Origin of the sequence: Lysobacter auxotrophicus, assembly GCF_027924565.1 — a bacterium.
GTDB classification, from domain to species: Bacteria; Pseudomonadota; Gammaproteobacteria; order Xanthomonadales; family Xanthomonadaceae; genus Lysobacter_J; species Lysobacter_J auxotrophicus.
In genome coordinates this window covers 1,827,278-1,853,966 of sequence record NZ_AP027041.1, presented here as the reverse complement: position 1 = coordinate 1,853,966, position 26,689 = coordinate 1,827,278, and the positions used below count along the sequence as shown (strand labels likewise).

Sequence of the window (26,689 nt, the reverse complement as noted above, 5' to 3'; positions counted from 1 at the left end):
GCGCTCACGGGCCGACCGCCAGCTTCACCGCACCGTCCACGCTGGGCAGCAGCGGATCGTCGCGGTCTTCCTTCTCCTCGCCGTCCTCGCCGGTCTGCGCGTCGTGGTACAGCGCCTGCTCCAGCGAGCGCCAGGTGAAGCGCAGCGCGCTTTCGCCGAGGTAATCCAGCTCGCCCCACTGGTGCGCGGCGTCGAAGTTCGGCACCTGCACCGCGAAGCCCGGCGCGAAGCGGATGACGTACGCGTCGGTGTAGGTGTGGCGCTGCGACTGCAGCAGCATGAAGCGCTTGTCGAGCTCCAGCAGCTGGACGTCGGCGGCGATGAGCTGCGCGCGGGCGTTGTCCATCCACACCGAGGCGAACGGCGTGGTCAGGCGCATGGTGTCGCCGATTTCGCCGTCCACGATCGACACGTTCGGCGCGGTGGTGTCCAGCTGCGCCTGCATCGCCGCGAGGCGTTCCAGCAGCCACATGTCGCGCGCTTCCACGTCGAGCACGACGCGGCGCGCCATGCCGCCGCGCCAGCCGGTGAGCACCATCGAGAGCGGACCGCTGCCGGTCTGCTCGACGTTGGCGAGCACGTCGGTCGCGGCGAGGTTAAGGCGTTCGTCCACGCGGGCGAGGTCCAGCGAGATCGCATCGCGCGCGGAGAACTCCGCACGCGGCGCGTCCACCAGGCCGCCGGTGAGCGAACCGCCGGCCGCTTCGCCCCACAGCGAGGTGTCGCTGTGCAGCGAGGCGAAGCGCAGGCTGCCGCCCGAAAGCAGCGTCTGCGAACCGGCGCTGCGGCCGTTGCCGATGGTCGTGTCGTTGCCGGAGGTCACCGCGACCGTGCCGCCGACATCGAAGTCCGCCAGGTGCACGTCGTGCGCGGCCTGGAGCGATGCGTTGCCGCCGATCGCCATCGACCCGCCCAGCACGTCGCCGCGACGCGAACGCAGGCCAAGGTTGCCGCGCGTTTCCAGGTTCTGGAACCCCAGCGTGTTGCCGGCGGCGAGTTCGATGCCGGTGCCGGCGCGGATGCCGGCGACCTGCAGCGATTCGCCCCCATCCATCGACACCGTGCGGCCCGCGTCCACCTGGCCGACGCGGATGTCGCGCGCCGCCTGCACGGTCGCATTGCCGCCGGCGTTGATGTCGCCGCCGAGCACGTCGCCCGTGACGCTGCGAGCGGCCAGATCGCCGCCGCTGGAGAGCGAGGCGAACTGCAGCGTCTGCTGCGCGGTCGCGGACAGGTCGCCGCCGGCCGTCACCTGGCCGAGCGTCATCGTCGTGCCCGCGTCGAGCATCGCGTTGCCATCGACATTCGCGTTGCCGAGGGCGAGCGCGTTGCCGGCGTTGGCGATGAGGTCACCGTTCGCCTCGATCGAATCGACCGACAGGTCGCGGCCCGCGTCGAACCGCGCGTCGCCACCGGCGACTACCCGACCGAGCACCACGTCGCGGCCGCCCTGCACGGTCGCGTTGCCGCCGGCGTTCACGTCGCCGCCGAGCACGTCGCCCGTGACGCTGCGAGCGGTCAGATCGCCGCCGCTGGTGAGCGAGGCGAACTGCAGCGTCTGCTGCGCGGTCGCGGCCAGATCGCCGCCGGCCGTGACCTGACCGAGCGTCATCGTCGTGCCCGCGTCGAGCGTCGCGTTGCCGCCAACGTTCGCGTTGCCGATGGCGAGCGCATTGCCGGCGCTGGCAACGAGGTCGCCGTTGGCATCGATCGAAACGACCGACAGATCGCCGTGCGCGTCGAGCGTCGCGTCGCCGCCGGTGTTCGCGTTGCCGATGGCGAGCGCGTTGCCCGCGTTGGCGATGAGGTCGCCGTCGGCCTCGATCGAATCGACCGACAGATCGCGGCCCGCGTCGAACCGCGCTTCGCCACCGGCGACTACTCGACCGAGCACGACATCGCGACCGCCCTGCACGGTCGCGTTGCCGCCGGCGTTGATGTCGCCGCCGAGCACGTCGCCCGTGATGCTGCGGGCCGTGAGATTGCCGCCGCTTGTCAGCGACGCGAACTGCAGCGTCTGCTGCGCGGTCGCGGACAGGTCGCCGCCGGCCGTGACCTGGCCGAGCGTCATCGTCGAACGCGCGTCGAGCGTCGCGTCGCCGCCCGCCTGCGCGTCGCCGACGACCATCGCGCCCTGCGCGACGGCCACGAGCGCGCCCCCGGCCCTGACGCTCCCCAACGCCAGGGCCGAGGCCGCGTCGATGCGGGCGTCGCCGCCCGCGCTGGCGTCGTCGAGGTCGATCGCGCCCTGCGAATCGACCGACAGATCGCCTGCCGCCACCACCTGCGCATACGTGAGATCGCCGGCGGCATCGACGGTCACGTTCCCCTGTCCGGCACGGATCGTGTCGCCGGCGACCGAGCGCAGCATCCGCAGGTACACATCGCCCTGCGTCGCCGTCGCGCGGGTCAGTTCCGGCGCATCGACCGTGAGGTAGTCCTGCGCGCTGCCGATGCCCTGGCCCGCGTCGATCGTGATCGGCGCGGCGTTGCCGGTGAGCAGGTTCGTGCGGCCGTCGCCGTTGGCGAGCACGCGGCCACCGGCGACGAGTTCGAACTGCGTGCCGGCCAGCGCCGAATCGTGGTGCAGCTGGCCGAGCGTCATGTCGCCGGCGGTGTGCAGGCGCAGCGTGTCGGCGGCGGCGATCGTCGTGCCGGCGCCCATGTCGAGCGCGCCGGCGTGCAGGTCGAACGTGCCGTCCGCATCGATGCGGCTGCCCTCGCCCATGACGACGGCGCCGTCGGCGTCGAGCGCGACCGCGGCCGTGCTCTCGATCGTGCCGCGCGCACCGAGCGCGATGGACGCGCCATCGAGCAAGACGCCGTGGCCCGAAAGCCGCGCGTCGTCGGCGACGTCGATCGCGCCGCCGGCCTGCACGTCGAGCGTGCCGCCCGCGTTCGCGTTCGTGCCGATGCGCAGGTCGCCCACGGCATTGAGCGCGAGGTTCGCGCCGGCCTGCGCGTCGCCGATGTCGGCGTCGCTGCCGGCCGACGCCGTGAGCGCGCCACCGGCGGCCAGGCGCTGCGCGTCGAGCGAGCCGGCGCCGGTGACGGTGAGCTCGCCCTGCGCGTCGAATCCGCCGATGGCGAGGTCGAGGTCGCTGACGATCCACGCGTTTCCGCCGGCCGAGCCGTCGAGCTGGCCGAGGCTGCGCACGCGCATCGGCGAATCGATGCCGGTCGCGCTGGCGTCGCGGCGTCCGCCGATGTCGCCCTGCGCGGTGAGGCGCACGTCGCGGCCTTCGACCGCGACCACGTCCAGGTACGACAGCAGGCTGCCGTCGCGCGCTTCCAGGTCGACCGAACCGCCGGCGAACACGCTGCCGACGACGAAGTCGCCGTTGATCTGGCGCAGCAGCGCGTCCTGCCCGGCCGAGGCCGAGAGCAGCTTGCCACCGATGTCGACCACCAGCGGCGAGGCCGCGTCCACGCCGTTGGACGCGGTGCCGATGCTGCCGTTGCCGGCGAGCAGGATCAGGTCCTGGCCGGTCGTGATCGCCGCCGTGCCGTCGTGCTTGGCCGAGGCGATGTTGCCGCCCGCCGCCAGGCGCACGCTGCCGCCGGCCGTGACGTGGTCCACGCGCACGTCGCCGTTGGCCTGCACGAAGGCGTTATTGGTCGCATCCACCGCGAGCGAGCCGGTGACCTCGACGAACAGCGGCGAGGTGCGCTTCACGCGGACCGTGGCGATGGCGCCGTTGCGGATGTCGTCCTCGCCCAGCGCTTCCAGTTCCGCGCGCGTCAGCACGTGGCCGTCCGGCGCGACGAGCGACACGTCGCCCGGCGCGTTCGCCAGCGCCAGCGCGAGCGCCTGCTCGACGTTGACGTTGCCCGACGCGAGGTCGGCATAGGCGACGTCGAGGTCGCTGGCAAGGCGACCGATATCGCGCGCGTTGAGCGACACGTTGCGGCCCGACACGTTCGGATCGGTCTCGCCGACCGCGCCGCCGGAAGGCTGCAGCGCGTTGGCGTTGATCGCGTAACGCAGCTGCTCCTGCGTCCACACCGCGTTGCGGGTGAGGTCGGTGTACAGCTGCGAAGTCGTGTCCACCGTGTAGGCGTAGTTGGCCGCCTGCGACTGGAACTCCGCACGCTGCGCCCAGCCGTCGCCGTAGGCCTGCTGGAACAGCAGCGCGATGCTGTCGTAGCGCGTGGCGACGTAGGCGCGCACTTCCGCGTCGGTCAGGCCGGCACGACCGGCGGCCGCCTCGGCCTGCGGGCGGAACAGCGCCAGGCGCGCGTCGTCGAGCACGAACTGCCCGCCGACCACGTCGCCCATGCCGAGCAGGCGCCAGTATTCGGCGTAGCGCGCGGTGACCTGGTTCTCGTAGGCGCGCACCGAATCGTCGCGACCGCTGCCGTCCAGCTGCAGGTCGTCCCAGATGGTCTGCGCCTGTTCCGGCGTGAGCGTGTCGGCGGCGGTGCGCAGGCTCGCGTCGAGCAGCGCGCCGTTAGGCGCGTCCAGGCGCACGTCGCCGGCTTCGGAGACGATCGAGCCGACCCAGAAATCGCCCGCGTGGTCGCGCAGCGCGATGTCGCCCATCGCGGTCGCGTTCACCACGCCGCCGCTGGTGCCGCCGTCGTAGAGCGCGGTTTCGTGCGCTTCCAGGTTCAGCGGATTGGCGAGGCTGCCGATGTCGCCGTAGCGGCTACGCAGGGTGATGTCGCGGCCGACGATGTCGCGGCTGTGGCCGGCGATGCCGGTCAGGTCGCCGTTGGCGACGACGTTGACGTCGCCGTAGCCGACGGTCGCGTTGCCGGCGGTGATGTTCACCCTGGCGTCGGAGGCGATGTCGAGGTTGACGCCGCGGTTGCCGGAGATCGCGGTGATGCTGCCGCCGTCGATCAGCGTCACCTGCAGCGGGTTCACCACGTCGTGCACGCCGATGCCGCCGGTGGCTTCAAGGCGCAGGTCCTTCGCCAGGATTTCCGACGTGTCGCCGGCGCGGACGATGTCGCCCGCGCCCGACGCGCCGCCCTGCCCGTTGGCGGCCAGGCGCGTGTCGCCGAACTGGTTGGAGATGCGGCCGTCCAGGTACAGGTCGCCGCGCGCGGAGACGTCGATGTTCGCCTTCGTGTTGCCGCTGAAGTCGATGGCGATGCGGTTGTCGGCCTTCACCGACGAGTCCAGCGTGATGTAGCCGCGGGTGGGCATGTAGTAGCGCCACCACGTTTCCCAGCCGCCCTTGCCTTCGTTGCGATCCTCGGCCCAGTGCATGCCGTTCGGCGGCGTCGGGAAGCCGTAATTGCAGTCGCCGTCGCCGTCGCAGCCGTAGCTGACGCGCGTGCCGCTGCCGCCGGTGAAGCCGCCGGTGATGGTTTCCTGGAATGCCGGGCCGCCCGCCGTGCCGAGGTAGAAACCGGCGTTGCGGATGTTCCACTGCTGGCCGTCGTCGATGCCGCCGCCGGAGGCGTCGGTCCAGTACCAGTTGCTGCCGGTGCTGTCGCGGCCGACGTACGCCGTTTCCTGCCAGCGGTAGCGCATGCCGGCGGTCGGGTCGTAGCCGGTCGCGTCGCCCAGCTGGAACGCGTTGTCGTAGCTGCTCGCGCCGTTGCGGTTGTCGTAGGCCACCGCGTCCTGGCCCTGCCGGCTCACGTACCAGGTGGTGTACGGACGGCCGTTCTGCACGGCCTTCTGGCGATCGACGATCTCGATCACGCCCACCGCGCCGTTGCCGACGTTGATGTCCTGCACGGTGACCGGCAGCGCGACCTGGCTGTCGATGCGCACGTCGCCGTAGCCGCTGTTGACCTTGATCTTGCCGTGCGGCGTGCTGGAGACGATGCGGCCGTCCAGGTACACGTAGCCGCCGCCGGACGCGTTGACGTCGTCGACGAGGATCCGCTTGTTGGTGGCGTCGTACCAGGCGTGGATCAGGTTGGAATCGGCGCCCATCGTGGCGAGCATCGCCTCGGGGATCTCGTACAGCCCCGTGCCGCCGCTCGCGTCGATGCCGCTCATCCAGCTGCTGGCGGCCGCGTCGATGCGCAGCGACCAGTTGGTGCCGGCGCCGGCGTTGATCTCGCTGTTGATGTCGATGTACGCCGCGCGCACGTAGATCTGCTGGCCGCGGAAGCTGCTGCCTGCGGCGTTGGTCGCCGCGCCGGAGGACTCGTAGCCCAGCGTCTGGCCCAGCGTGCGGCCCGGCAGGTACGGCATGGCGCGACCGTGGAAATCCACCGTGCCGTACGGGCCGACGCCGCAACCGTCGTTGCTGGTGTACGGCCTGCAGGCGCCCCACAGCACGGTGGACTGGCCGGCGAAGTCGCCGTTCGGCCCGGCCTGGTACAGCAGGTTGCTGGTGCTGCCGTACACGTAGTTGCCGATGTAGGCCACCGCGTCGTTGGCGCTGCCCGGGCGCAGCATAACGTTGCGCCAGTCGGACTGCGGGTTGGAGCCGGAGAACCAGTTCGCGTTGATGTCATTGAAGGTGACGATGCCGTTGGGCGCCTCCACCATCTGCTGCTGCGCGTAGGTGGTGCCGAACTGGCCGATGGAGCCCTCGTCATTGCGCACGTGCACCAGGCCGCCGATGTTGCGCACGTCTTCCATCATGAAGATCGCCGGGCCGTTGCTGCCGGTCCACGCGTTGTGCACGAACACCTTCGGCTGCGCGCCGGAGGCTTCCTGGGTGAGCGCGATGCCGCCGGCGGTGTTGCTGGTGCCGGTGAAGCGCACGCGGCCGCCGGAGTAGTCCGGCGTCTCGATCGAATCCAGGATCAGGTAGCGGCTGGAGTTGTTGACCACCGAGATGCTCGGCGCGCCCTTCGCCGTCGCCGTGCCGCTGCCGGTGATGCTGTCGCCGTGCAGGAAGACATCGCCGCCGGAGGCGAACATCGGCCCCAGCTGCCAGTAGCCGGTCAGGCCGTTGTAGACCGAACCGCGCAGCGCGCTGAGCGCCTTGCAGCCGTCGCTTTCCGAGCCGCCGCAGCTGAGCGCGTCCAGGAACTGCACCGGGTTGAACGTGCCGGTGGTCGCCAGCACCGGCATGCCGGCGTTCTGGGTCAGGTTGCCGGCGGCATCGATGACGATGTCGAGCTTGTTGTAGCGGCCGGCGAGCAGTTCGCCGTTGAGGTTGAGCGTGCCGCGGCCGTACGTGTTGCTGTCGCTGTCGTGTTGCGTGACCGGGATGAAGCCCAGCTGGTAGCCGTGGCCGGTGCCGTCGACCTCGTTGCGCAGCTCGCCGGTGTACGCGCCGGCGGTGACGTTGCTCGCGCTGAGCGCCTTGCTGCCGGCGGCCATGCTGACATCGGACGTGCTGCGCGAATCGGCCGACGCGCTCGCATCGGGGATCGCGATCAGCCCGCGCACGTAGCCCTGCGCCTGGCTGGTCGCCGTCAGGCGCGTGTCGTGCAGGTTGCGCGCGTCGCGGCCGGCGGTCAGGTAGATGTTGCGGAACGCCTCCAGCGTCGCGTTCGCGCCGACGCTCACGCCCTGCGTCGAATCGAAGCTGACGTCCGCATGCGCGCTGCCGACCGCCGCCAGGCCCCAGGTGTTCACCAGCGCACGGCCGGTGGAGGCGGCCTGCGTGTAGGTGCCGATGTTGAGGTAACCGAAGCTGTCGAGCGCGGCGCCCGCGCCGATCGCCACCTGGTTGTCGAAGTCGCCTTCCACGTCCACGCGCACGATGGCCACGTCGATCGCGCCGCCGGTGCTGAGGCTGGCGGTGTCGTTCGTGTCGGCGATGGTGCTGGCGATCACGTCGATCTCGCCCGGCTGCGTGCCGGTGCCCATGCCGGTGAGCAGCGTGGCGCCGGTGCCGATGTCGGCGCGCGTGCTGCCGGCCAGGCGCGTCTGGATCAGCGCCGCGCTGCCGTTGATGACGCCGCCGCCCGCCGCCGACACCGAGGTGTCGGTGACGTCGCTGTGGAAGGCGTTGTTGGCGAGCACCGCGATGTCGCCGATCGCATCGAGCGTGGCGCCATTGCCGACGCTGGCGCGCACGTCGGCGTCGGCGCGGTTGTACGCCGCCGCGCCGCTGCCGCCGACGACGGCGGCGTTGGTCGAATCGGCCAGGCCCGCGTAACGCGAATCGTGGTCGGCGTTCACGTCGATGCGCGTCGCGCGGACGGTCGCGTCGGCGGCGACGGCCGCCTCGACGGTGGAATCGGCCGAGGTCGTGGCTTCCGCCGCCGAACCCGACACGACACCGCCGCTGCCGGCGGTGGCGTTCGCACGGTTGCGGTCGAGGCCTTCGGCCGACACGCGCACGTCGCCGGCGTAGACGTACACCGGGTTGCCGTTGGCGCCGTTGACGATGTTGCCGTTCGCGTCGCGCTGCACGTCGCGCACGCTGGCGTTCTCGCCCAGCGTCGCCGTGGTCTGCGTGTTGGACGTCGCCTTTGCGACGGACGCGCCGACGGCCAGCACGCCGACCGCGACGCCGAGGCTTTCGGCGCTCTGCGAGGTGGTGTTGTTCGCGGCGATGTCGAGATCGCCGGTGAGGATGGTCACGTCGCGGCCGGTCGTGGCCGAGACCTTCGAATCGCCGTGGGCTTCGGCTACCGACGCGGTGGCGCCGAGCAGCGTGCCGCCGGTGCCGGCGACGGCCTTCGCGTAGGCGCCCGGCGTGCTGCCGTCGGGCGACGCGCTGGCATCGACGTTCACCGAATTGGCGCTGAGCACCACGTTGTCGCCGACATGCGCGGCCACGTCGACGTCGGCGCGCGCAATGGCGACCGACGCGCCCAGACCCGCCATGCCGCCGACCGTCACGCCGAGCGCATCGGCCGAGGCCTGCGGGCGCGCGGATGCGGTGACGTTGAGCGCCTGCCGCACGGCGACGATCGCGTCGTCGCCGATGTCCGCACGCACGCGCGAGGCGTCGCGCGCGGTGACGCCGACGCCGTTCGCCGCGACGCTCAGGCCGCCGCTGGCACCGATGCCTTCGGCTTCCACGCGGCCGCGGCTGCGCGCCTCCACGGTGAGCGAATCGAAGCCCGACACGCGTGCGGAGCTTGCGAGCGCGGCATTCACCTGGCTCGACTTGCCGGCATCGGCGACCACCACGCCGACCGCCGCACCGCCGGCCGAACCGCCGTACGCGTGGGCCTGCGCTTCGCTGTCGTCGCTGGCTTGGATGTTGAGATGACCGTGGCCGGCGAAGGTGCCGCCCGCGCTCGCGGCGACGAGCTGGTCCACGCGCGTCATCGCCACGCCGGCGCCGAGGCCGACCAGGCCGATGCCGCCCACGTAGCTTTCCGTCAGCGCCGCCGGGCCGTTGCCGTTGCCCGCGCTGGCGGTCACGTCGATGTGGTCGCTGGTGACGGTCGCGCCGGCGATTTCCGCCTGCGTCGTGCCGTACAGCGCGGTGTAGCCGAACGAGCCGCCGATGCCCACGCCGAGCCCGGCGCCGAGCGCGCCGACGCGGTTCTCCGCATGCACCGTGCTTTGCGCGTTCACCGCGAGCGAGGCCGCATCGATGCTGCCGCCGTGCACGCTGGCGTACACGCCGTCGTGGCCGCCGCCGACGGCGTCCTTCAGGCCGAACGAAGACCGGTTGTTGATGCGCTGGCGCTCGCTTTCGCTGAGCGCGTCGCCGACCAGCGACGAATCGACGCGGCCAAGCTTCGCCAGCTCGTCCAGGCGCGAAACCGTGCCGTCGCCGTCCGCGTCGAGTTCGTTGTCGGCATCGCCGCGTTCGCCGTCGCCGATCATCACCAGCGACGCCGCGCCACCGATGCCGGCGGTCTGGCCGACGCCGGCGGTGATCGTGATCGAATCCAGCTTGCGGTCGCTGTCGGCGTCCACGCGCATGGCGCCGGCGACATCCACGTCGCTGTCGACCACGGCCGCCGAGACGTTGCTGCCGAGCACGGCGACGTTCGCCGCCGCGCCCACGCCGTAGCCGCCCAGGCCCACGCCCAGTGCGCCGGAATACGCGCGCAGGTCGAGTTCCTCTCGCGCGGTGACGTCGAACGTGCCGCCGACGCGTGCCGTCGCGTTCTGCAGCCACGCCTGCGTGTCGTTCTGCACGACGTTGACGATCGCCATGCCAGCCACGCCGGCCGCGCCGCCGACCGCGCCGGACACCGCGATGCCCTGCATGTCGTTGCGCGTGGTCGCGCTGATGTCCGCATCGCCCGACAGGGTCAGCGTCGTCGCGCTGTCGGCATCGCCGACGTAGGCCTTTGTGGTCGTCTGGCCGACGTTGACCAGGAAGCTGCCCGCCACGCCGACCGCGCCACCTGCACCGCTGCCGGAGATCAGGTTCACGTGCGTGGTGTCCAGCGCGATCACGCCGAGGTTGCGGGCATCGACCGACCCGCCTTCGACGAACGCGCGCGTGTCCGCGTCGAACAGGTTGATCGCGCCGCTGGCCGCGCCGCCGACGATGGCGCCGGCCACGCCGGCGGCGATCGCCACCGAGTTCTGGCTGGCTTCCGCGCTTACGTTCACGTCCTGCGCCGCATCCACGGTGGCGTTGCGCAGGTAGGCGCTGGTGCCCTGGTCGAACACGGTGGTCGCGATCGCCGCCGTCGCGCCGACATCGGTGGTGCCGCCGGCGGCACCGAAGATGAAATTGGCGCTCATGACGTGGCTGCCGGCGCGCACGTCGACGTTCTGGTCCGACGCCGCACCCGACGCCTGGTTGATGCGCGCGCCGTCGATGCCCGCCGTCGTGGTGCCGCCCAGCACGTTGGTGCCGGAAATCGCCGCCAGCGCGAAGGAGCCCTTCGGGTTGAACGACAGCGCCAGGCTCGCGCCCAGCGAGGTGACGTGCTGCGCGCTCGCGGCGTTCACCGCGATGCCGTTGACGGTGGTCGTGCCGAAACCGAGGTCCGGCGCGACATAGTCCTCGACGTTCTCCAGGTCCATCGCGTTCACGGCGTCGGGATTGGCGAGGCTGCCGTTCGACACCGTGCGACCGTCGCCCTTCGCCAGCGCGCTGACCTGCGTGGTGCTGCCGCTGATGAGCGCGCTGGTGTCGCCGGTGATCTCGTTGACCACCGCGCCCAGGCCGATGCCCGCGCGCATCAGGCTGATGCCCGCGCTGCCGGCGAACACGTCGATGCCCTGGCGGTTTTCCGCGAGCACCGCGACGTTGTTCTGCGCCAGCACGTTGGCACCGTTGCCGATGCGCGAGGCGATGTCGCCGTCGATCAGGTTGACCGCGACCGACGCCGCGCCGCCGACGTCCACGCCGCCGCCCACGCCGATCGCGATGGTGCGGATGTTGGCCGAATCGTCGGCGTTGCGGTTGGTGCCGCGCGCGCTGACGGTGACGTCGCCCGCGTGGTACTGGCGGTTGTCGGCGCCGCCGTCCAGGTACGCCGTGACGTCCGTGCCGACGCGGTTCACCGCGACCGCGACGCCGATGCCGGCGTTCTGCGCGACGCCCACCGCGCCGGCGAGCGAGTCGATCTGCGAGGCGTCGTGCGCCTGCACGGTGGTGAGGTTGCCCGCCTGCGCGAGCGAGGTGTTGGCGATGCCCGCCTCGACCACGCTGTCGATGGTGTTGGTGCTCGCCGAGCCGGAGAATCCGACCGTCTGCGCGCCGCCGCCGGCGACGGCGATGGTTTCGATGGTCGCCTGCGAACCGGCCGTGACGTCCACGCGGTCGGTCACGGCGAGGACCGAGTCGGTCACCACCGCGCGCGTGCCGCCTTCGATCATGTTGACGCCGACCGCGCCGCCCACCGCGACGCTCTTCGCGGCGGCCACGGCGCCGGCCAGCGAATGCGCGGCGAGCGTGTTGGTGGCCTCCACGTCGAGCGTGCGCGCGCTTGCGGCGGCGTTCGCGCCGGTTCCGCGCACGCCGTCCACTTCGGCGGTCACGGTGTTGTCGATGAAGTTGTCGGTGTTGGACCCGCCGACGGCGACGTTCTGCGACACCGCGCCGGCGACCGCCAGCGAGTACACCTCGCCGGTGCCTTCGGCCGCCACGCGCAGCGCGTCGTCGATGGACAGGCCCGAGTCGAGGATGCGTGCGGTCGTCGTGTCGCTGACGTCCACGACGTTGAACGCGGCGCCGATGGCGGCCTGCTTCGAGATCGCCACGCTGCCGGCGAGCGTCTTCAGGTCGGCGGCGTTTTCCGCGCGGACGGTGAGGTCGCCGGCGGTGACGTCGCTGCCTTCCACCGTGCTGTCGACGGTGCTGTCGCTCTCGGTCCAGCTGAACGAGCCGGTGATCGCCACGCTCTGCGACGCCGCGCCCGCGACGGCGCCGGCCATCACCTGCGCTGCGTTGACGGCGGTGAAGTCGGCGGCGTCGTCGATGTCGAACGTGCTGCCGCTCGCGTGCGCCTGCACGGTGTTGGCGATGCTGTTGTAGGTCACGGCCGCGCCGACGGCGGTGTTGGCCGAATAGCTCACGTTGCCGGCGAGCGAGTCGATGCGCGAGGCGTCTTCGGCCTTCGCGCTGAGGCTGGCGCCGGTCAGCGAGGAATCGTTGATGAGCACGCGGTCGATGTTGGCGATCTGGTTCGCCGTGGCGTTGCCGATGCCGGCGAACTTGCCGGTCGCCACGCCCACGCCGACCGACAGCGAGACGATGCGCGTGTCGTCGCTGGCATGCAGGTCGAGCTTGCCGCCGTCGGCATCGAGCGTGGCCGAGTCGATCTGGACCTCGTGCGTGTTGTGCACGTCGCTGCCGACGAACGACAGGCCGATGTTGTTCTTGCCGACCTGCACCAGGCCGGCGACGGAGACTATGGACGTGCCCGGCAGCCCGGTTTCGCCGGCGTTGTCGTACAGGCCGTTGCCGCTGAAGTCGTAGCCGGACCGGTTGCTGATGCCCCCGTCGATCAGTGCGTCGAGCGCGCCGATCGGCGCGCTCGCACGCGCGCTCACGGCGATGCCGTCGGCGCCGGTGGTGCGCAGCACGGCGCCGTCGGTGATCGACGCGCGCGTGGTGTTGCCGATGTCGTTCCACACGAACGCGCCCGCCAGGCCGTTGGCCTGCGAGCCGCCGCCGCCCATCGCCGCGGCGGTGCCGATGAGCGCCGAATCCACCGCGCGCACCTGGATCGCCTCGAACGAGGTCAGGCTGCCGCCCTTCACGAACGCCTGCGTCTCCTCGTCGGTTTCGGCGTAGGTGAACGCCGCGCCGATGTTGGCGTTGGAGCTGGAGCTGGTGGTGTTGACGTACAGCGCGCCGCCGCCCAGGCCGATGCGCGTGCGGTCGTAGGCGGTGATTTCCACGTCGCCCGCGCCGGTGCCGGTGACGGTCGTGTCGTCCATGCCGGCGCGCGTCGTGTTGGCCGACTGGCCGATGGAGAACGAACCGGTGACGCTGGCGCTGGCGCTGTTCCCGCCGGAGGCTTCCACGCCGACGCTGATGCCGATACCGGTCTGCTCGCCGGCGCTGAGCGCGCGCAGCGTGACGTCGCCGGCGTTGGCGATGGTCGAATTCGTCGCGGTGGCTTCGGTGGTGTTGTCGATCAGGCTGTAGGCGACGGCGCCGGCCATCGCCGCGTTGAACTTGCTGCTGGGCGCCTGCGAACGCACGATCGCCGCCGCGCCGCTGGCGCTGACCAGTTCGGCCGAATTGGTGGCCTGGATCGAAGTGTCCTGCTCGGCGCCATTGCGGCCGACGACGTTCGCGCCGTCGAGGTACGCACGCGAACCCAGCTTGGCCATGTTGACGCTGGCCGAGCCGGAAATGCCGATGCCGAACTTCGGCTGGGCCTTTTCCGTCGCCGGCGGCTGGTCCTGCTTGCCGCGCACGCTGTCGGCGACCTTGTTGAGCAGCGGCAGGTTGGTGAACTTGTCCGCCGCCTTGCCGCGCAGGCCGTCGATCTTGCCGTTGACGGAGGTCTTCAGGCGGTCGATGAAGCCCGGCGGCGAGTCCGGCGGCGAGCTGCTGGTGTAGCTGCCCGCGACGGTGACGGCGCCGGCCTGTCCCCTGGTCAGCGCGTCGATGTCGAGGTCGTAGGTCGCGACCTGGCCGCTGGCCGCGGTCGACGTGGTACCGGTCGCGTCGTCGCCGCTGTTGTCGCCGACGAAGGCGCGCGTGTCGGCGTCGAGGTTGTTGATGCCCACGCTCAGGCCGATCGACACCGAGTTGGCCATCGTCAGCGCGCCGGCGACGGACCACACGAACAGGTCTTCCTGCGCCGACAGGTCCACCGAATCGGCGGCCACGGTCGCCTTGTTGCTGATGGACGCGTGCGTGGCGTTGTCGACGTCGACGATCGCGACGGTGCCGTTCACGCCGATGCTGGCGCCCTTCCCCGCCACCGGCGCGACGGTGACGATGTGGTCGCGGCTTTCGGCGCGCACGGACAGGCCGTCGGCGGTGGCGACGTTCGCGCCGGCGGCGATGCCGGCGACGGTCTTGCCGGTGTAGATGGTGTCGGTGAACGCGCCGCCGACCGCCGCGCCGTCCTGGCCGGATTCCACCGCGACCACCGGGATCGGCAGGCCGATGCTGCCGGCCACGTGCACGGCACTGACTTCGTTGATCGCCGCGACGTCGATGGACTGCGCCCAGTTGGCGGTCCTGCCCGACGCCAGCGCGGTGGACCACGCGTCGTCGCCGGTGGCGCGCGCGGTGAGGCGCGCGTCGTCGTCGATCCACGCGGTGCTGTTGTTGGTCACCTGGTGGTAGTTGACCGCGCCGCCGATGGCGAGGTCGCCCGCCTTGCTCTTGGCGCTGGTGTAGCTGGTGAGCACCTCGTCGGCCACGCCGAGCGTGGAATTGAGCTTGCCCAGGATCTGGTCGAGGCTGGAGAAGTCGGTCCAGGTGATGTTCACCGGCACGCGCGTTTCCGACCCCACCGCGATGCGCGCGGCGTCGATCGACGCGCCGCGGCCCACGCGCGCGCTGGCGTTGTGCCGGTAGTTCGCCCAGTTCACGCCGGCGGACATCGAGACGTTCGACATCGAGCCGTCTTCGTTCTTCTGCTGCGTGTCCGAATCCACCGCGCTGTTTGCGTGGGTGCGGATCGCGCCGTCGGTCACGCCGGCATGCACGGTGACGTTGCCGCTCGCGGTGATGCTGGCGTTGTCGGACAGCTCGGCGCTGGCATCGTGCTGCGCATCGGTGTAGGCGAGCGCGCCGCCGAGGCGGAACGGCGTATCGCTGGCGTGCGTGGTCGACTTCTGGTCGCCGATCTGGCCGGAGCTGTCGCGCATCGCGCCGGTGACCTTGCTGCCGATGGCGTCCATCGCATCGCCGGCCACCTGGTACATCTTCATCGCCATGCCCTGGCTGGCGACGCCGACGCTGGCGGTGGTGGCGTTCTTCGACGTGGTGGTGTCGGCGTCGATCAGCAGCGAGCCGATGCCCGCCATCGAGGCGCCGTTGGTCGCGGTCGCGTTGACGTCCTGCAGGCTTACCGCGCCGGCGATACCGACCTTGCCGGTCGGGTTGGACATCGCGGTGGCGGCGGTGGAGAAGCTGTTCCTGTTGGCCGCGCTGATCTCCACCGCGTTGCCGGCGAGGTCCGCGCCGGCGGCGACGGTGGCCGAACTGTCCACGTCGATGTCCGACCAGGCGATCGTCGCCACGAACGGCTGGTCGCCGGTGGTGATCGACTTGGCCGAGATGTCCATCGTGTTGTCGGTGCGCGCCTGGATCGACAGCGCATCGCCGGCGCGCACGCTGGCGCCGCTGGCGACGGCGACGGTCGCATCGGCGTCGATGGCGCCGTAGACCGACGCCAGGCCGGCGTACTTGTTCACCGGACCGCCGCTGCCGAGGTTGGACGCGGAGGTCTCCACCTTGTCGATGGCCTCGGCCTTCAGCGTGAGGTCGTCGCTCGCGCGCAGCACGGCGTGCTGGCCGATGTCGACGCTCGCGTTCGAGGTCGCATCCAGGTAGCCGAGCGTGATGTTGCCGGCCAGGCCGAGCAGCGTCGCGCCGGTGCCGAGCACCGGATCGACCACGTCGCCGTTGGCATCGAAATCCCAGCCCGACACAGCTTCCGAGCGCGCCGTCACCGACACGTTGCGGCCGCGCAGCGTGCCGTCGACCGACACCGAGCTGGTCGCGTCCGCGTTGCCGGTCTGCACCTTGTCGAAGGCCGACGCGGCCAGCGTGACGTCGCCCGCGGCGCGGCCGTTGTTGCCGAACGCGAGCACGCGCGCGCCCTGCTCCACGTCGATCGTGCGCGCGGCGACGGTGACGTTGCCGGAGTCGCCGGTCGAAACCGTGGCGTCGAGCGACGCGTCGGCGGCGCCCGCGACCTGGCGCGTGTTGACCTGCGCGGTGCCGGCGAGCGTCACGGCGTCGTCGGACTGCAGGATCACGTCGCCGCCCTGCGTGCGCAGCGTGCCGGACACGTCGATGGAATCGGCCGCGACCAGCAGGATCGTGTCGCCGTCCTGCACCAGGCGCGTGCCGGTGCCGGCGCCGGTGTTCACGGCGATCTGCGTGTCGAGCTTGTCCTCGCCGTTGCCGCCTTCGATCCACAGCACGCCGGAGGCGTCGATGGCGTGCGCCTGCACGCGCACGTCGTCCAGCGCGTTGACGCGGCCGGCGAGCGTGACGCTGCCGTCGGACAGCTCGACGTCGCCCTTGAGCAGGCGCGCGATGGCGCCGTCGCCGGTGCCGTCCATCAGCACCGAGTTCATGAAGCCCGTCGTCGGCGTGGAGATCGACAGCGCGCCGACGTTGATCACGCCCTGGCTGCCGAGCACGAAACCGTGCGGATCGGCGAAGAACACGCGCCCGCCGATCTGGTTGTTCGACAGGTAGCTGTTGAGCGTGCCGTTGACCAGCGCCTGGCTGTCCCACACCAGGTTGATCAGGTTGCGCGTGCCGCCGGGCAGGCGCAGGTTCACCGTATCGCCGCTGCCCACCTGGAAGTGCTGGAACGAGTTGATCGCGTTCGCGCCGCGCGTGGTGGTCGTGTTGACCTCCAGCGTGCCGGTGCCGGTGCCGGTCACCGTGGTGCCGGTGCGGCCGTCCGCCACGACGTTGGTCGCCTGCGCCCAGGCCTGTGCGGGCAGGCCGATGCCGAGCACCGAGGCGATGGCCGCGGTGAGGGTGCGGACCGTGGCGGCCTGCGTCGGAAGGTGGGCGGTGTGGCGATCGTTGCGCGTCATGTGCGTCCCCGGGCGCCGGCCTGCGTGGCCGGCGTCGTTGCGTGTCCAGTGCGGTGGTGGTGCGGCGCGGGCGTGGCCCGCGACCGCTGCTTCAGTGCGAAGGTCAGTGCGTCGGCGCGCCGCCGCGGGCGTCGAGCCGCGCGGTCAGCCGCTCGATGCGCGCCAGCGAAACCAGGTGCGCGTAGATGAAGCCCAGGTCGCCGGACTTCATCAGTTCCTGCAGCGGCTTGCCCTTCAGCGCTTGCAGGCGGGTCTCGTCGACCACGCTGAAGCCCTGCATCTGGAAGGCCTCCGCGCCCTGCGGCTCCACGCGCACGACCTTGGGCACGAGCAGGTCGAGTTCCTGCAGGCGCGCGACCAGCTCGCGCGTGCGGCGCAGGTGCTGCTGGTATTCGGACAGGAAGTTCACCGCGTTCTTCAGTAGCGGCGAATCCTCGCCGGCTTCGTCGAACAGCGGCTCGCCGTCGCCGCCCAGGCCGGAGAACGCGGCATCCAGGCACACGGTGAAGTCGTCGCTGTCGGGCTTCTCGGCCAGCACGAACGGATAGCGGCGCAGGAACGCCGGCACGTAGGCGCCGTCGCGCCAGCGGCCTTCGGCGTCGGTCATCAGGTTCTCGTTGACGCGCAGGCCCAGCAGCGCGGCCGGCACCGGCGTGCCCTCGCCCGCGAAGACGATGGGGAAATCGGCGCTCGCGCGGGCGAACTCGGTCGCCGCCAGCGGCACGGAGTTCACGTGCGCGGCGAAGCGGAAATCGCCCGGCGTGGCGTGCACGCGCAGGTGGCGGTGGATGTCGCGATTGAGCGGCGTCGGGCGCTCGTAGATCAGCAGCTGCTTCATGGCTTCCCCCCTGAGGATCGAACGGCAACACGGGGGCCCCACGCGCATGCGCACTCCCCCTGTATTGGATAACCGGCAAAAGCGGCGCGGCCCTATCACGCCGTTTCGATGTTTGTGTCGGGGCGCGCTGTTTGGTCGAAGCGCACCGGCGCATTGCCCTCACCCCCACCCCTCTCCCGTGGACGGGAGAGGGGCTATGAGCGCTGCCTCTCCGCCTGGGCAGCCCCTCTCCCGCCTGCGGGAGAGGAGTTGGGAGGAGGGCAGACGCCTTCGACGCTCACCCCTTCGACAACCGCCCCTCCAGCGCCTGCAACCGCTGCAGCGGCTCGGCGCCTTCCACCAGCGCCGCGCGCAGCGGCGCCTGCGCCAGTTCCGCCTCACGACGCGCCTCGTCGCGCCGACCGCCCCCCAGCAGCGATTCCGCATACGGCACGCGCGCCTTGGCGGCCATCACCGGATCGCGCCCGCCGTTGCCCTCGACCACCTTCGCCCACAGCGCCTGCGCCTGCGGCCAGTCGCCGCGACGCTGCGCGATGTCCGCGCGCAAGCCCAGCCGGCGCAGCGCGAGGTTCGGCGATTCCTCCGGCAACGCCGGCGTGCGGTCGAGCAGCGCCTGCGCCGCGTCGAGCTGCCCGTCGCGCGTGTACCACTCGACCATCCCGAGCATTGCGATGACCAGTTCCGGCGTCGGCTTGTCCGACTTGCGGCGCCACTGCTCGATGCCCTGCTCCAGCACCGGCCGCGACTCGCGCATCTGCCCGCGGCGCATCTGCAACCGCGCGAGGTTGCCTTCGGCGCGCACCACGCTGCGGTCGTCCGGCGGCAGGTTCGCCCGGCGGATCCGCAGCGATTGCCGGAACGCCGCTTCCGCCGCCGCCAGCTCGCCGCGCGCTTCCAGCAGCGTCGCCATGTTGTTGAGGTCGATCGCGTACTGCATCGTCCCCTCGCCGCCGGACTCGACGGTGATCTCCAGCGCACGGCGATAGTTCGGCAGCGCGTTGGCGTAGTCGCCCATGTCCTGCAGCGTGCTCGCCAGCTCGCTGTGCGCGCTGGCCATGTGGTCGCCGCGATCGTCGTACAGCTCGCGCGCCAGTTCGACGTTCTGGCGCAGCAGCACGGCGGCTTCGGCCTGGCGGCCCTGGTCGTTGAGCGATTTGGCCAGCCCGTCGCGCGCCACCAGCACGCCGTAGGAGCGCTCGCTGTCGCGGCGACGCAGCGCCAGCGCCTCGCGGTACATGCGCTCGGCGCGTTTGTACTCGCCCTGGCTGCGATGGACCATCGCCAGGTTCTGCAGCGTGACCGTCACCGCCTGCGCGTCCTTGCCGAGGTATTCGCGCCGCGTCGCCAGCGCCTTTTCCAGCGCGGCGACGGCCGCGTCGGTGTCGCCCTGCGTGTTGAGCGCGATGCCCAGCGAGTTGTACGAATCGGCGATCGCCAGCGGCTCGGCGCCGATGCGTTCGCGCAGTTCCAGCGAACGCCGGCCGACGGCGACCGCATCGTCGCCGCGCTTGTCGTTGCCCAGCAGCACCGCCAGTTCGCTCAGCACGGCGGCCGCTTCGGCCTCGGCGCCGACGGCGATGAGTTCGTCGGCCGCGCGACGCATCAGCGGTTCGGCGCGTTGCGTCTCGCCGAGGTTCTGGTACGCCATGCCGATCACCGCACGCTGGCGGGCCAGCACGTCGGGCGAACCGGTCATGCGTTCGAGTTGCGCCGCGCCGCTGTCGAGCACGTCGCGCGCGGTGGTGACCTGCGTGCCACGGGCGCCGCGCGCCTTCGGATCGGCTTCGGCGAAGGCCTTCAGCAGCAGGTCGCTGACTTCCTTCGCGACGGCCGCCTCGTGTTCGGCACGCTCGCGCTGCTCGCTCAGCTGCCAGACGAACGCCGCGCACAGCGCCAGCGCGAGCGATGCCGCGATGCTTTCCTTCCAGCGCCGCGCAAGAAAGCGCGACGCGCGATACCCCGGCGCCTGCGGGCGCGCGAGCACGGGACGACGGTCGAGGTACCGCTGCAGGTCGCCCGACAGCGCATCGACCGTGGCGTAGCGGCGTTCCGGATCGGCATCGCAGGCCTTGAGCACGATGGCGTCCAGGTCCCCGCGCAACTCGCCGTGCCACGGCGTGGCCGCGGTCGCCATCGCGCTCGGCGCGCGCATGCGGCCGTCCTCGACCACCGGTGCGCGGCCGGCGATCAGCCGACACAGCAGCGCGCCCAGGCCGTACACGTCGCTCGCCACGCCGATGCGGTCGCCGGCGAGCTGTTCCGGGCTGGCGTACCCCGCGGTGCCGTAGCCGGCGGCGGAATCCTCGCCGTGCTCGGCCAGCAGCCGCGCAATGCCGAAGTCGAGCAGCACCGGCTCGCCGTCGCCACGCACCAGCACGTTGCCGGGTTTGAGGTCGCAATGCACCACCAGTTGCCGGTGCGCCGCCGACACCGCCGCGCACACGCGCTGGAACAGGGCGATGCGCGCGCGAAGGCGCAGGTTCTGCCGGTCGGCGTATTCGTCCAGCGGCAGGCCGTCGACGTACTCCAGCACCAGGTACGGCTGGCCGGTCGGCGTGGTGCCGCCGTCGTACAGGCGCGCGATGCCGGGATGCTGCAGGCTCGCCAGGATCTGCCGTTCCGCCGCCAGCCGTTGCGCCGCGACGGGTCCGGCGAAACCGCGCAGCAGCTTGATCGCCACGCGATGCTTGAACAGTCCGTCCGCGCGATCGGCGACGAACACGCTGCCCATGCCGCCGCTGGCAACGCGTTCGCCCAGGCGCCAGCCGTCGAGGCGATCGCCCGGCTGCAACTGCGCGTCGGGCAGATTCGCCAGCAGCGTCGCGACCGGGCCGGACGCGCGTTGCAGCTGCATCGTCTGCGCGTCGAGCAGCGACAGCACTTCGTCGATGGTGGCCGGATCGGCGCTCATCGCGCGCAGCGTCGGCTCCCAGCGCGAGGGCGGAAGCTCACACACCGCGTCGAACAACTCCCTGATTTCCTGCCAGCGTGCCGCGTCCATCGCCCTCCCCCTGGGCTCGTTGTCGTTCGCCCGCGCTCGCGCTCAGGCCAGTTCCCGGTTCAACCACGCCTTGGCGAAACGCAGGTCGCGATCCACCGTCGGCACCGACACGCCGATCACCGCGGCGATCTCGTCGCGGTCCATGCCGCCGAAATACGCCATCTCGATCGCCCGCGCCGCGCGCGCGTCGCGCTCGGCCAGGCGTTCGAGCGAACGGTGCAGCGCCAGCACGTCGAACTCGATCGCCTCGCCCTCGTGCTCGGCGTGCGAGAGCGTGAGCAGCTCGACGTCGCCGCCGCGCTTGGCCGAGGCCATCGCGCGTGCGTGGTCCACCAGCACCGCGCGCATCTTCAGTGCCGCCACCGCGAAGAAATGCGCGCGGTCGTTCCACTCCACGTTCCGCCCCATCAGGCGCAGCACGGCCTCGTTGACCAACGAGGTCGGCTGCAGCGTGTGCGCCGCGCCGCCGCGCAGGCGCGCGACCGCGATTTCGCGCAACGTCTCGTAGACGAGGTCGAAAAGCGGATCGAGTGCCTCGTCGTCGCCGGCACTCCAATTGCGCAGCAGTCGCGTAATTTCCTGGCTCACGTCAGGAACCATGATGGCGTCGGATGAATGTGACCGCCGTCTCACCCGCGGCGGTGCACCGATGTTACCGAAATTGTCGCTTCGCGCGTGAAGGCCCCGCGCGGCGCGGCGGCGCACGTGGCGTTCCGGGCGGGGTGACGCGAATGGGCAACTTCGGCAAAACGCGGGCACCCGCCGATGGCGTCGAGGCGCCGCTACACGCCGATACAAAACCCCGCCGCGCCGAACACAAGCGGGATACGCCCCTTCGCGAACCTGTGCTCCGCCGGCCAATCGCGCCGCATCCACCACCGGAGCTTCGAACATGGACACGCCCGCTTCCGACCGCATCGATCCGCAACGCCGCCGCTTCCTCGGCACGGCCGCCGCCGGGCTCGCCGCCGCCTCGCTGGGCCTGGTCGCCGGCCGCGCGCAGGCCGCACCGCGTTCCGTCGCCCCCGGCCCGATCCGCGCGACCCGCGCGGCCTTCGGTCCGGTGAAGCAGATCCGCGCCGGCGTGCTCGACGTCGGCTACGTCGACGTCGGCCCCGCCGACGGCGCGCCGGTGCTGCTGCTGCACGGCTGGCCGTACGACATCCACAGCTATGCCGACGTCGTGCCGCTGCTCGCCGCGGCCGGCTATCGGGTGATCGTCCCGCACCTGCGCGGTTACGGCAGCACGCGCTTCCTTTCGCCCGACACGCCGCGCAACGGGCAGCCCGCCGCGCTCGCCGACGACGTGATCGCGCTGATGGACGCGCTCGGCATCCCGCGCGCGGTGATCGCCGGGTACGACTGGGGCGGCCGTTCTGCCGACATCGTCGCCGCGCTGCACCCCGAACGGGTGAAGGCGTTGGTCGCGGTGAGCGGCTACCTCATCGGCAGCCAGCAGGCCGCGCAGGCGCCACTCGCACCGGAGGCCGAGCTGCAGTGGTGGTACCAGTTCTACTTCGCGACCGAGCGCGGCCGCGCCGGCTACGCGGCCAACCGGCACGACTTCGCGAAACTGATCTGGAAGCTCGCCTCGCCGAAGTGGGCTTTCGACGATGCGACCTTCGACCGCAGCGCCGCCGCGTTGCAGAACGAGGACCACGTCGACATCGTCATCCACAACTACCGCTGGCGCCTGGGCCTGGCGCAGGGCGAGCCGAAGTACGACGCGATCGAGCGGACGCTCGCGACGTTCCCGTCCATCGCGGTGCCGACGATCACGCTGGAGGGCGACGCCAACGGCGCGCCGCATCCCGCGCCGGCGAGCTACGCGAAGCGCTACACCGGCAAGTACCAGCACCGCCTGCTCACCGGCGGCATCGGCCACAACCCGCCGCAGGAAGCGCCGCAGGCCTTCGCGCAGGCGGTGATGGATGCGGATCGGATGTGAGGTTGCTTGAGCCCCTCTCCCATCGGGAGAGGGGTTGGGGTGAGGGGCGGGACGCTCGATGCGTCGAGGTTCGCTTACGCGGCAAGCGCGACAGCCTGGGTCCCGGCCTTCGCCGGGATGACGTGACTGCGGGCGCGCGTGCGCACCCGTGAACGCCATCCACCATGGACAACGGCATCACGTCGGCCGCCCGATATTCCGGCCATGAAAGAACGTTTCCCCGTAGAACGCAGCCTCATCCGCCTGCGAGTTCGCGAACATGCCGCCTACGTCAGCGCAGCCGACACGGTCCTGACCACCGGCACCACCGGCTTCATCGATGGCGGCGAAGAAGGCCTCTACGTGCGGCAGACGCGCATGCTCAGCCGCTATCGCTGTTTCATCGGGCGCAGGCGGCCGCATCCGGTGACGCTCAGCAGCGTCCGGCAGGACAGCTGGATGGGCTACTACGTCGTGCCCGCGCCCGGTGTGGGCGAGGCCGATCCGGACGACCTCGCCTCGGCGGCAGCACAACAGGCGCTGGAGCTGCGCCTGTCGCGCTGGGTCGGCGACGGCATGCGCGAGGAATACGCGCTGACCAACTACACGCGGGAAACGGTGCGCTTCCGCTTCGCGCTGGAGATCGATTCGGACTTCGCCGACATCGAGGAAACCCGCGGCGAGCGCCAGCAGAAAGGCACGCGCAAGCGTCGTTGGCGTCGCGGCGAAGATGGCCGCTTCGAACTCGCCTTCGATTACAGCGTCGCGCGCACCGTGCAGCGCGACGGCAAGCGGCAGCGGTTGCGGTTCGACGCGGGCATGACGTTGCAGATCGATACCGGCGAGGTCGTCCCGAAGCATCGCGACGGCCGCATCACCTTCGACATCGAACTGGCGCCGCAGGACACCTGGTGCGCGAAACTGCTGTGGCTGGCGCGCTTCGGCGACGAAACGCTGCCCTGCCCCGAGGCCGACCGCGAACTCGACGGCGTGGACGAGCAACAGAACCCGCAGGGCGCCTACCTGCGCGAGGCCACCGTGATCGACGCACTCGAACGCGACACGCTCGCCAGTGTCGTCGACAGCGCCGTGCATCGCGCGCGCCTGGACCTCGCCGCGCTGCGGCTGCCGCGTTTCGACGTCGCGCCCGATGCCTGGACGGTGGCGGCGGGCCTGCCGATGTACGTCGCGCTGTTCGGCCGCGACACGCTGACCACGGCGCAGCAGGTGGCGATGCTCGGCCCGGAAGTACTGCGCGGCACGTTGCCGGTGATGGCGCAGTGGCAGGCGCGCAAGGACGATGCGTGGCGCGACGAGGCGCCGGGCCGCATCCTGCACGAAGCGCATCCGGGCCCGCTGTCGCTGCTGCAGTTCAAGCCGAAGGACCGTTACTACGGCACGCTCACTGGGCCGGGCCTGTTCTGCACGGCGCTCACGCACCTGTGGCACTGGACCGGCGATCGCGACGCGGTCGAGCCGCTCATCGAGCCCGCGCTCGCCGCGCTGCGATGGCTGGACGAATCGGCCTGCGACAAGCAGCACGGCTTTTACGCCGTCGCGACGCGCTCGAAGGACGGGCTGAAGAACCAGACGTGGAAGGACTCCGACGACGGCATCGTCGAGGAAGACGGCCGCACCGTCGAACATCCCGTCGCGACGTGCGAGGAACAGGGTCTGGCGTACGCGGCCAAGCGCGGCATCGCGCAGGTGCTCGACGCGCTGGGCCACAAGCGCGAGGCGCAGCGCCTGCTGCAGGAAGCGCAGGCGTTGCAGCAGCGGTTCGACGAGGCGTACTGGATGGACGACGTCGGCTGCTACGCGATGGCGCTGGGCGGCGACGGTCACCAGGTACGTTCGATCGGCTCCAACGCGTTGCGCTGCGTCGGCTCGGGCATCGTGCCGGACGAGCGCATCCCGCGCCTGATGGAGCGCGTGTTCGCGCCGGACATGTTCAGCGGCTGGGGCATCCGCACGCTGTCCAGCGACCATCCCGCGTACAACCCCTACGCCTATCACCGCGGCACGATCTGGCCGGTGGAACACGGCGCGATCGTGCGCGGCTGCTTCCACCACGGGCAGATCGAACGCATGCAGCAGGTGTGCCGCGCGCAGTTCGAAGCGGCGTCCGCCTTCGACCAGTACCGGCTGCCGGAATGCTTCAGCGGCCACATGCGCGACAAGCACCATCCCTTCCCCGCGACGTACCCGCCGGCGAACTCGCCGCAGGCGTGGTCGGCCAGCGCCGTGCTGATGTACGTGCAGTCGCTGCTGGGCCTGCAGCCTTACGCCGCGCTGCGCCTGCTGCTGGTCGATCCGCACCTGCCGCCGTGGCTGCCGGCGCTCACATTGACCGGCATGCGCGTCGGCGAGGCGCGCGTGAGCCTGCATTTCTGGCGCGACTCCGGCGGCGAGAGCCGCTTCGAGGTGCGCGAACTGGAAGGCGAACTCACCGTGCGCGCCGAGCACGCGACGTGGCGCGAGGTGATGGCGATGGAAGGCGAACTGCGGGAGCGGTTTGCGCCTTGAGGTGCGGCTGCCCGGTGGCCATGCGTCCTGTGCTATCCGACCGTCATCCCCGCGAAGGCGGGGATCCAACCTTCCGACGCATCACGCGTTCTGCAACGCGGGCCACGTCTGTGCGCCGCTGATGGTCATGGACGACGTGATACTCGGACCGTTGGATTCCCGCCTTCGCGGGAATGACGGCTTGGCCCGGGTAAGTTGACGCCGCACCCGGGTGACGCGCCGGCCGACGTTTGAGAGCCCCCGGGTGCGCTTCGCTTACCCGGGCTACAACCGCCCGGTGGCCAGGCGTCCTGTGCTATCCAACCGTCATCCCCGCGAAGGCGGGGATCCAACCTTCCGATGCATCACGCGTTCCGATGCATCACGCGTTCTGCAACGCGGGCGATGCGTCACCGCACCTTCGGAATCACCTCGCGCGCAAACGCGTCGATGAACTCCCGCTGCCAGCGATTCACGTTGTGCAGCTGCAACGCCTCCACGCCGAGCGCGGCGTACTCGCGCAGCCATTGGACATGGCGTGCGGGATCGGCCGACACGTTGACCGCTTCGGCGACCTGCTCCGGCGTGACCTGTTCGCCGAGCGCCTCGTAGGCCTGCGGCGTGCTCACGTCCTGCGTGAGCGACGGCTCGACCACGTTGGTGCGCCATTGCTCGTGCGCGCCGCGCAGCGCGTCCTCTTCGGTCTTCGCGTACGACAGCTTGACCTGCAGCTGCACGGGTTTGCCGTCGCCGCCATTTTCGCGGAACGCCTCGACGATCGGCTTGAGCTTGTCCATCGGCTGGCTGACGGTGATGAGCCCATCGGCCCAGCCCGCGCCCCAGGCGGCGGTTTCCGGCGACAGCGCGGCGACGTAGACGCGCGGCGGCGTGTCCGGGCGCGTGAACAACTGCGCATGCGCGACGCGGAACTCGCCGGCGTGGTTCACCGTTTCGCCGCGCCACAGCGCACGCATCACCTCCACCGCTTCCAGCAGGCGGCGATTGCGTGCGTCCTTCGACGGCCATTCCGCGCCGGTGATGGTCTCGTTGATGGCCTCGCCGCTGCCGACCGCGATCCAGAAACGCCCCGGAAACATCGACGCCAGCGTCGCCGCGGCCTGCGCGATCACCGTCGGGTGGTAGCGGCCGACCGGCGAATTCACCACGCCAAAGCTCGTGTCCACGCGCGCCATCGCCGCGCCGAGCCACGTCCACGCGTGGCCGCTGTGTCCCTGCGCGCGCGACCACGGATGGAAGTGGTCCGAGCACATCATCGCGTCGAAGCCCGCCTCGTGCGCGTGCGCGGCGAGGTCGAGCAGCTCGCCCGGCGGGAACTGTTCGTGCGATGCGTGGTAGCCGATCTTCATGCGTGCCGCGTCGTTGCGCCTGTATCGACGAGCGTACGCACGCGGCGTGAACGCGACG

Annotated in this window: 7 protein-coding genes; 2 read left to right on the top strand and 5 right to left on the bottom strand. The window is 71.0% G+C overall.

The features are described 5' to 3' along the window. Positions 1-4: 4 nt before the first annotated feature. The 4 genes from LA521A_RS08180 to LA521A_RS08165 form a co-directional block, all read right to left on the bottom strand. Positions 5-16,993 (bottom strand): leukotoxin LktA family filamentous adhesin, encoded by a 16,989-nt coding sequence (locus LA521A_RS08180; RefSeq protein ID WP_281781799.1) that lies wholly within the window; start codon positions 16,991-16,993, stop codon positions 5-7. Between the two features lie 103 nt (positions 16,994-17,096). Beyond that, positions 17,097-17,831, bottom strand: coding sequence for a SapC family protein (locus LA521A_RS08175; protein ID WP_281781798.1), 735 nt, complete (start codon positions 17,829-17,831; stop codon positions 17,097-17,099). A gap of 277 nt (positions 17,832-18,108) precedes the next feature. Beyond that, entirely contained in the window at positions 18,109-20,832 is a 2,724-nt protein-coding gene (locus LA521A_RS08170) for a tetratricopeptide repeat protein (RefSeq protein WP_281781797.1), read from the bottom strand. Positions 20,833-20,874: 42 nt separating this feature from the next. Beyond that, complete coding sequence (locus LA521A_RS08165; RefSeq protein ID WP_281781796.1) at positions 20,875-21,420, bottom strand: ECF-type sigma factor; 546 nt, start codon at positions 21,418-21,420, stop codon at positions 20,875-20,877. A gap of 304 nt (positions 21,421-21,724) precedes the next feature. Between LA521A_RS08165 and LA521A_RS08160 the strand changes: the two genes are divergently transcribed. Further along, the gene (locus LA521A_RS08160) at positions 21,725-22,780 is read left to right on the top strand and encodes an alpha/beta fold hydrolase (protein ID WP_281781795.1); all 1,056 of its coding nucleotides are present in this window, start codon (positions 21,725-21,727) and stop codon (positions 22,778-22,780) included. 204 nt (positions 22,781-22,984) lie between these two features. Next, entirely contained in the window at positions 22,985-25,285 is a 2,301-nt protein-coding gene (locus tag LA521A_RS08155; RefSeq protein WP_281781794.1) for an amylo-alpha-1,6-glucosidase, read from the top strand. A 389-nt stretch (positions 25,286-25,674) separates the two neighbouring features. On the opposite strand, the gene LA521A_RS08150 is transcribed toward LA521A_RS08155, so the two are convergent. Beyond that, positions 25,675-26,631, bottom strand: coding sequence for a TIGR03885 family FMN-dependent LLM class oxidoreductase (locus LA521A_RS08150; protein ID WP_281781793.1), 957 nt, complete (start codon positions 26,629-26,631; stop codon positions 25,675-25,677). Positions 26,632-26,689: the final 58 nt, after the last annotated feature.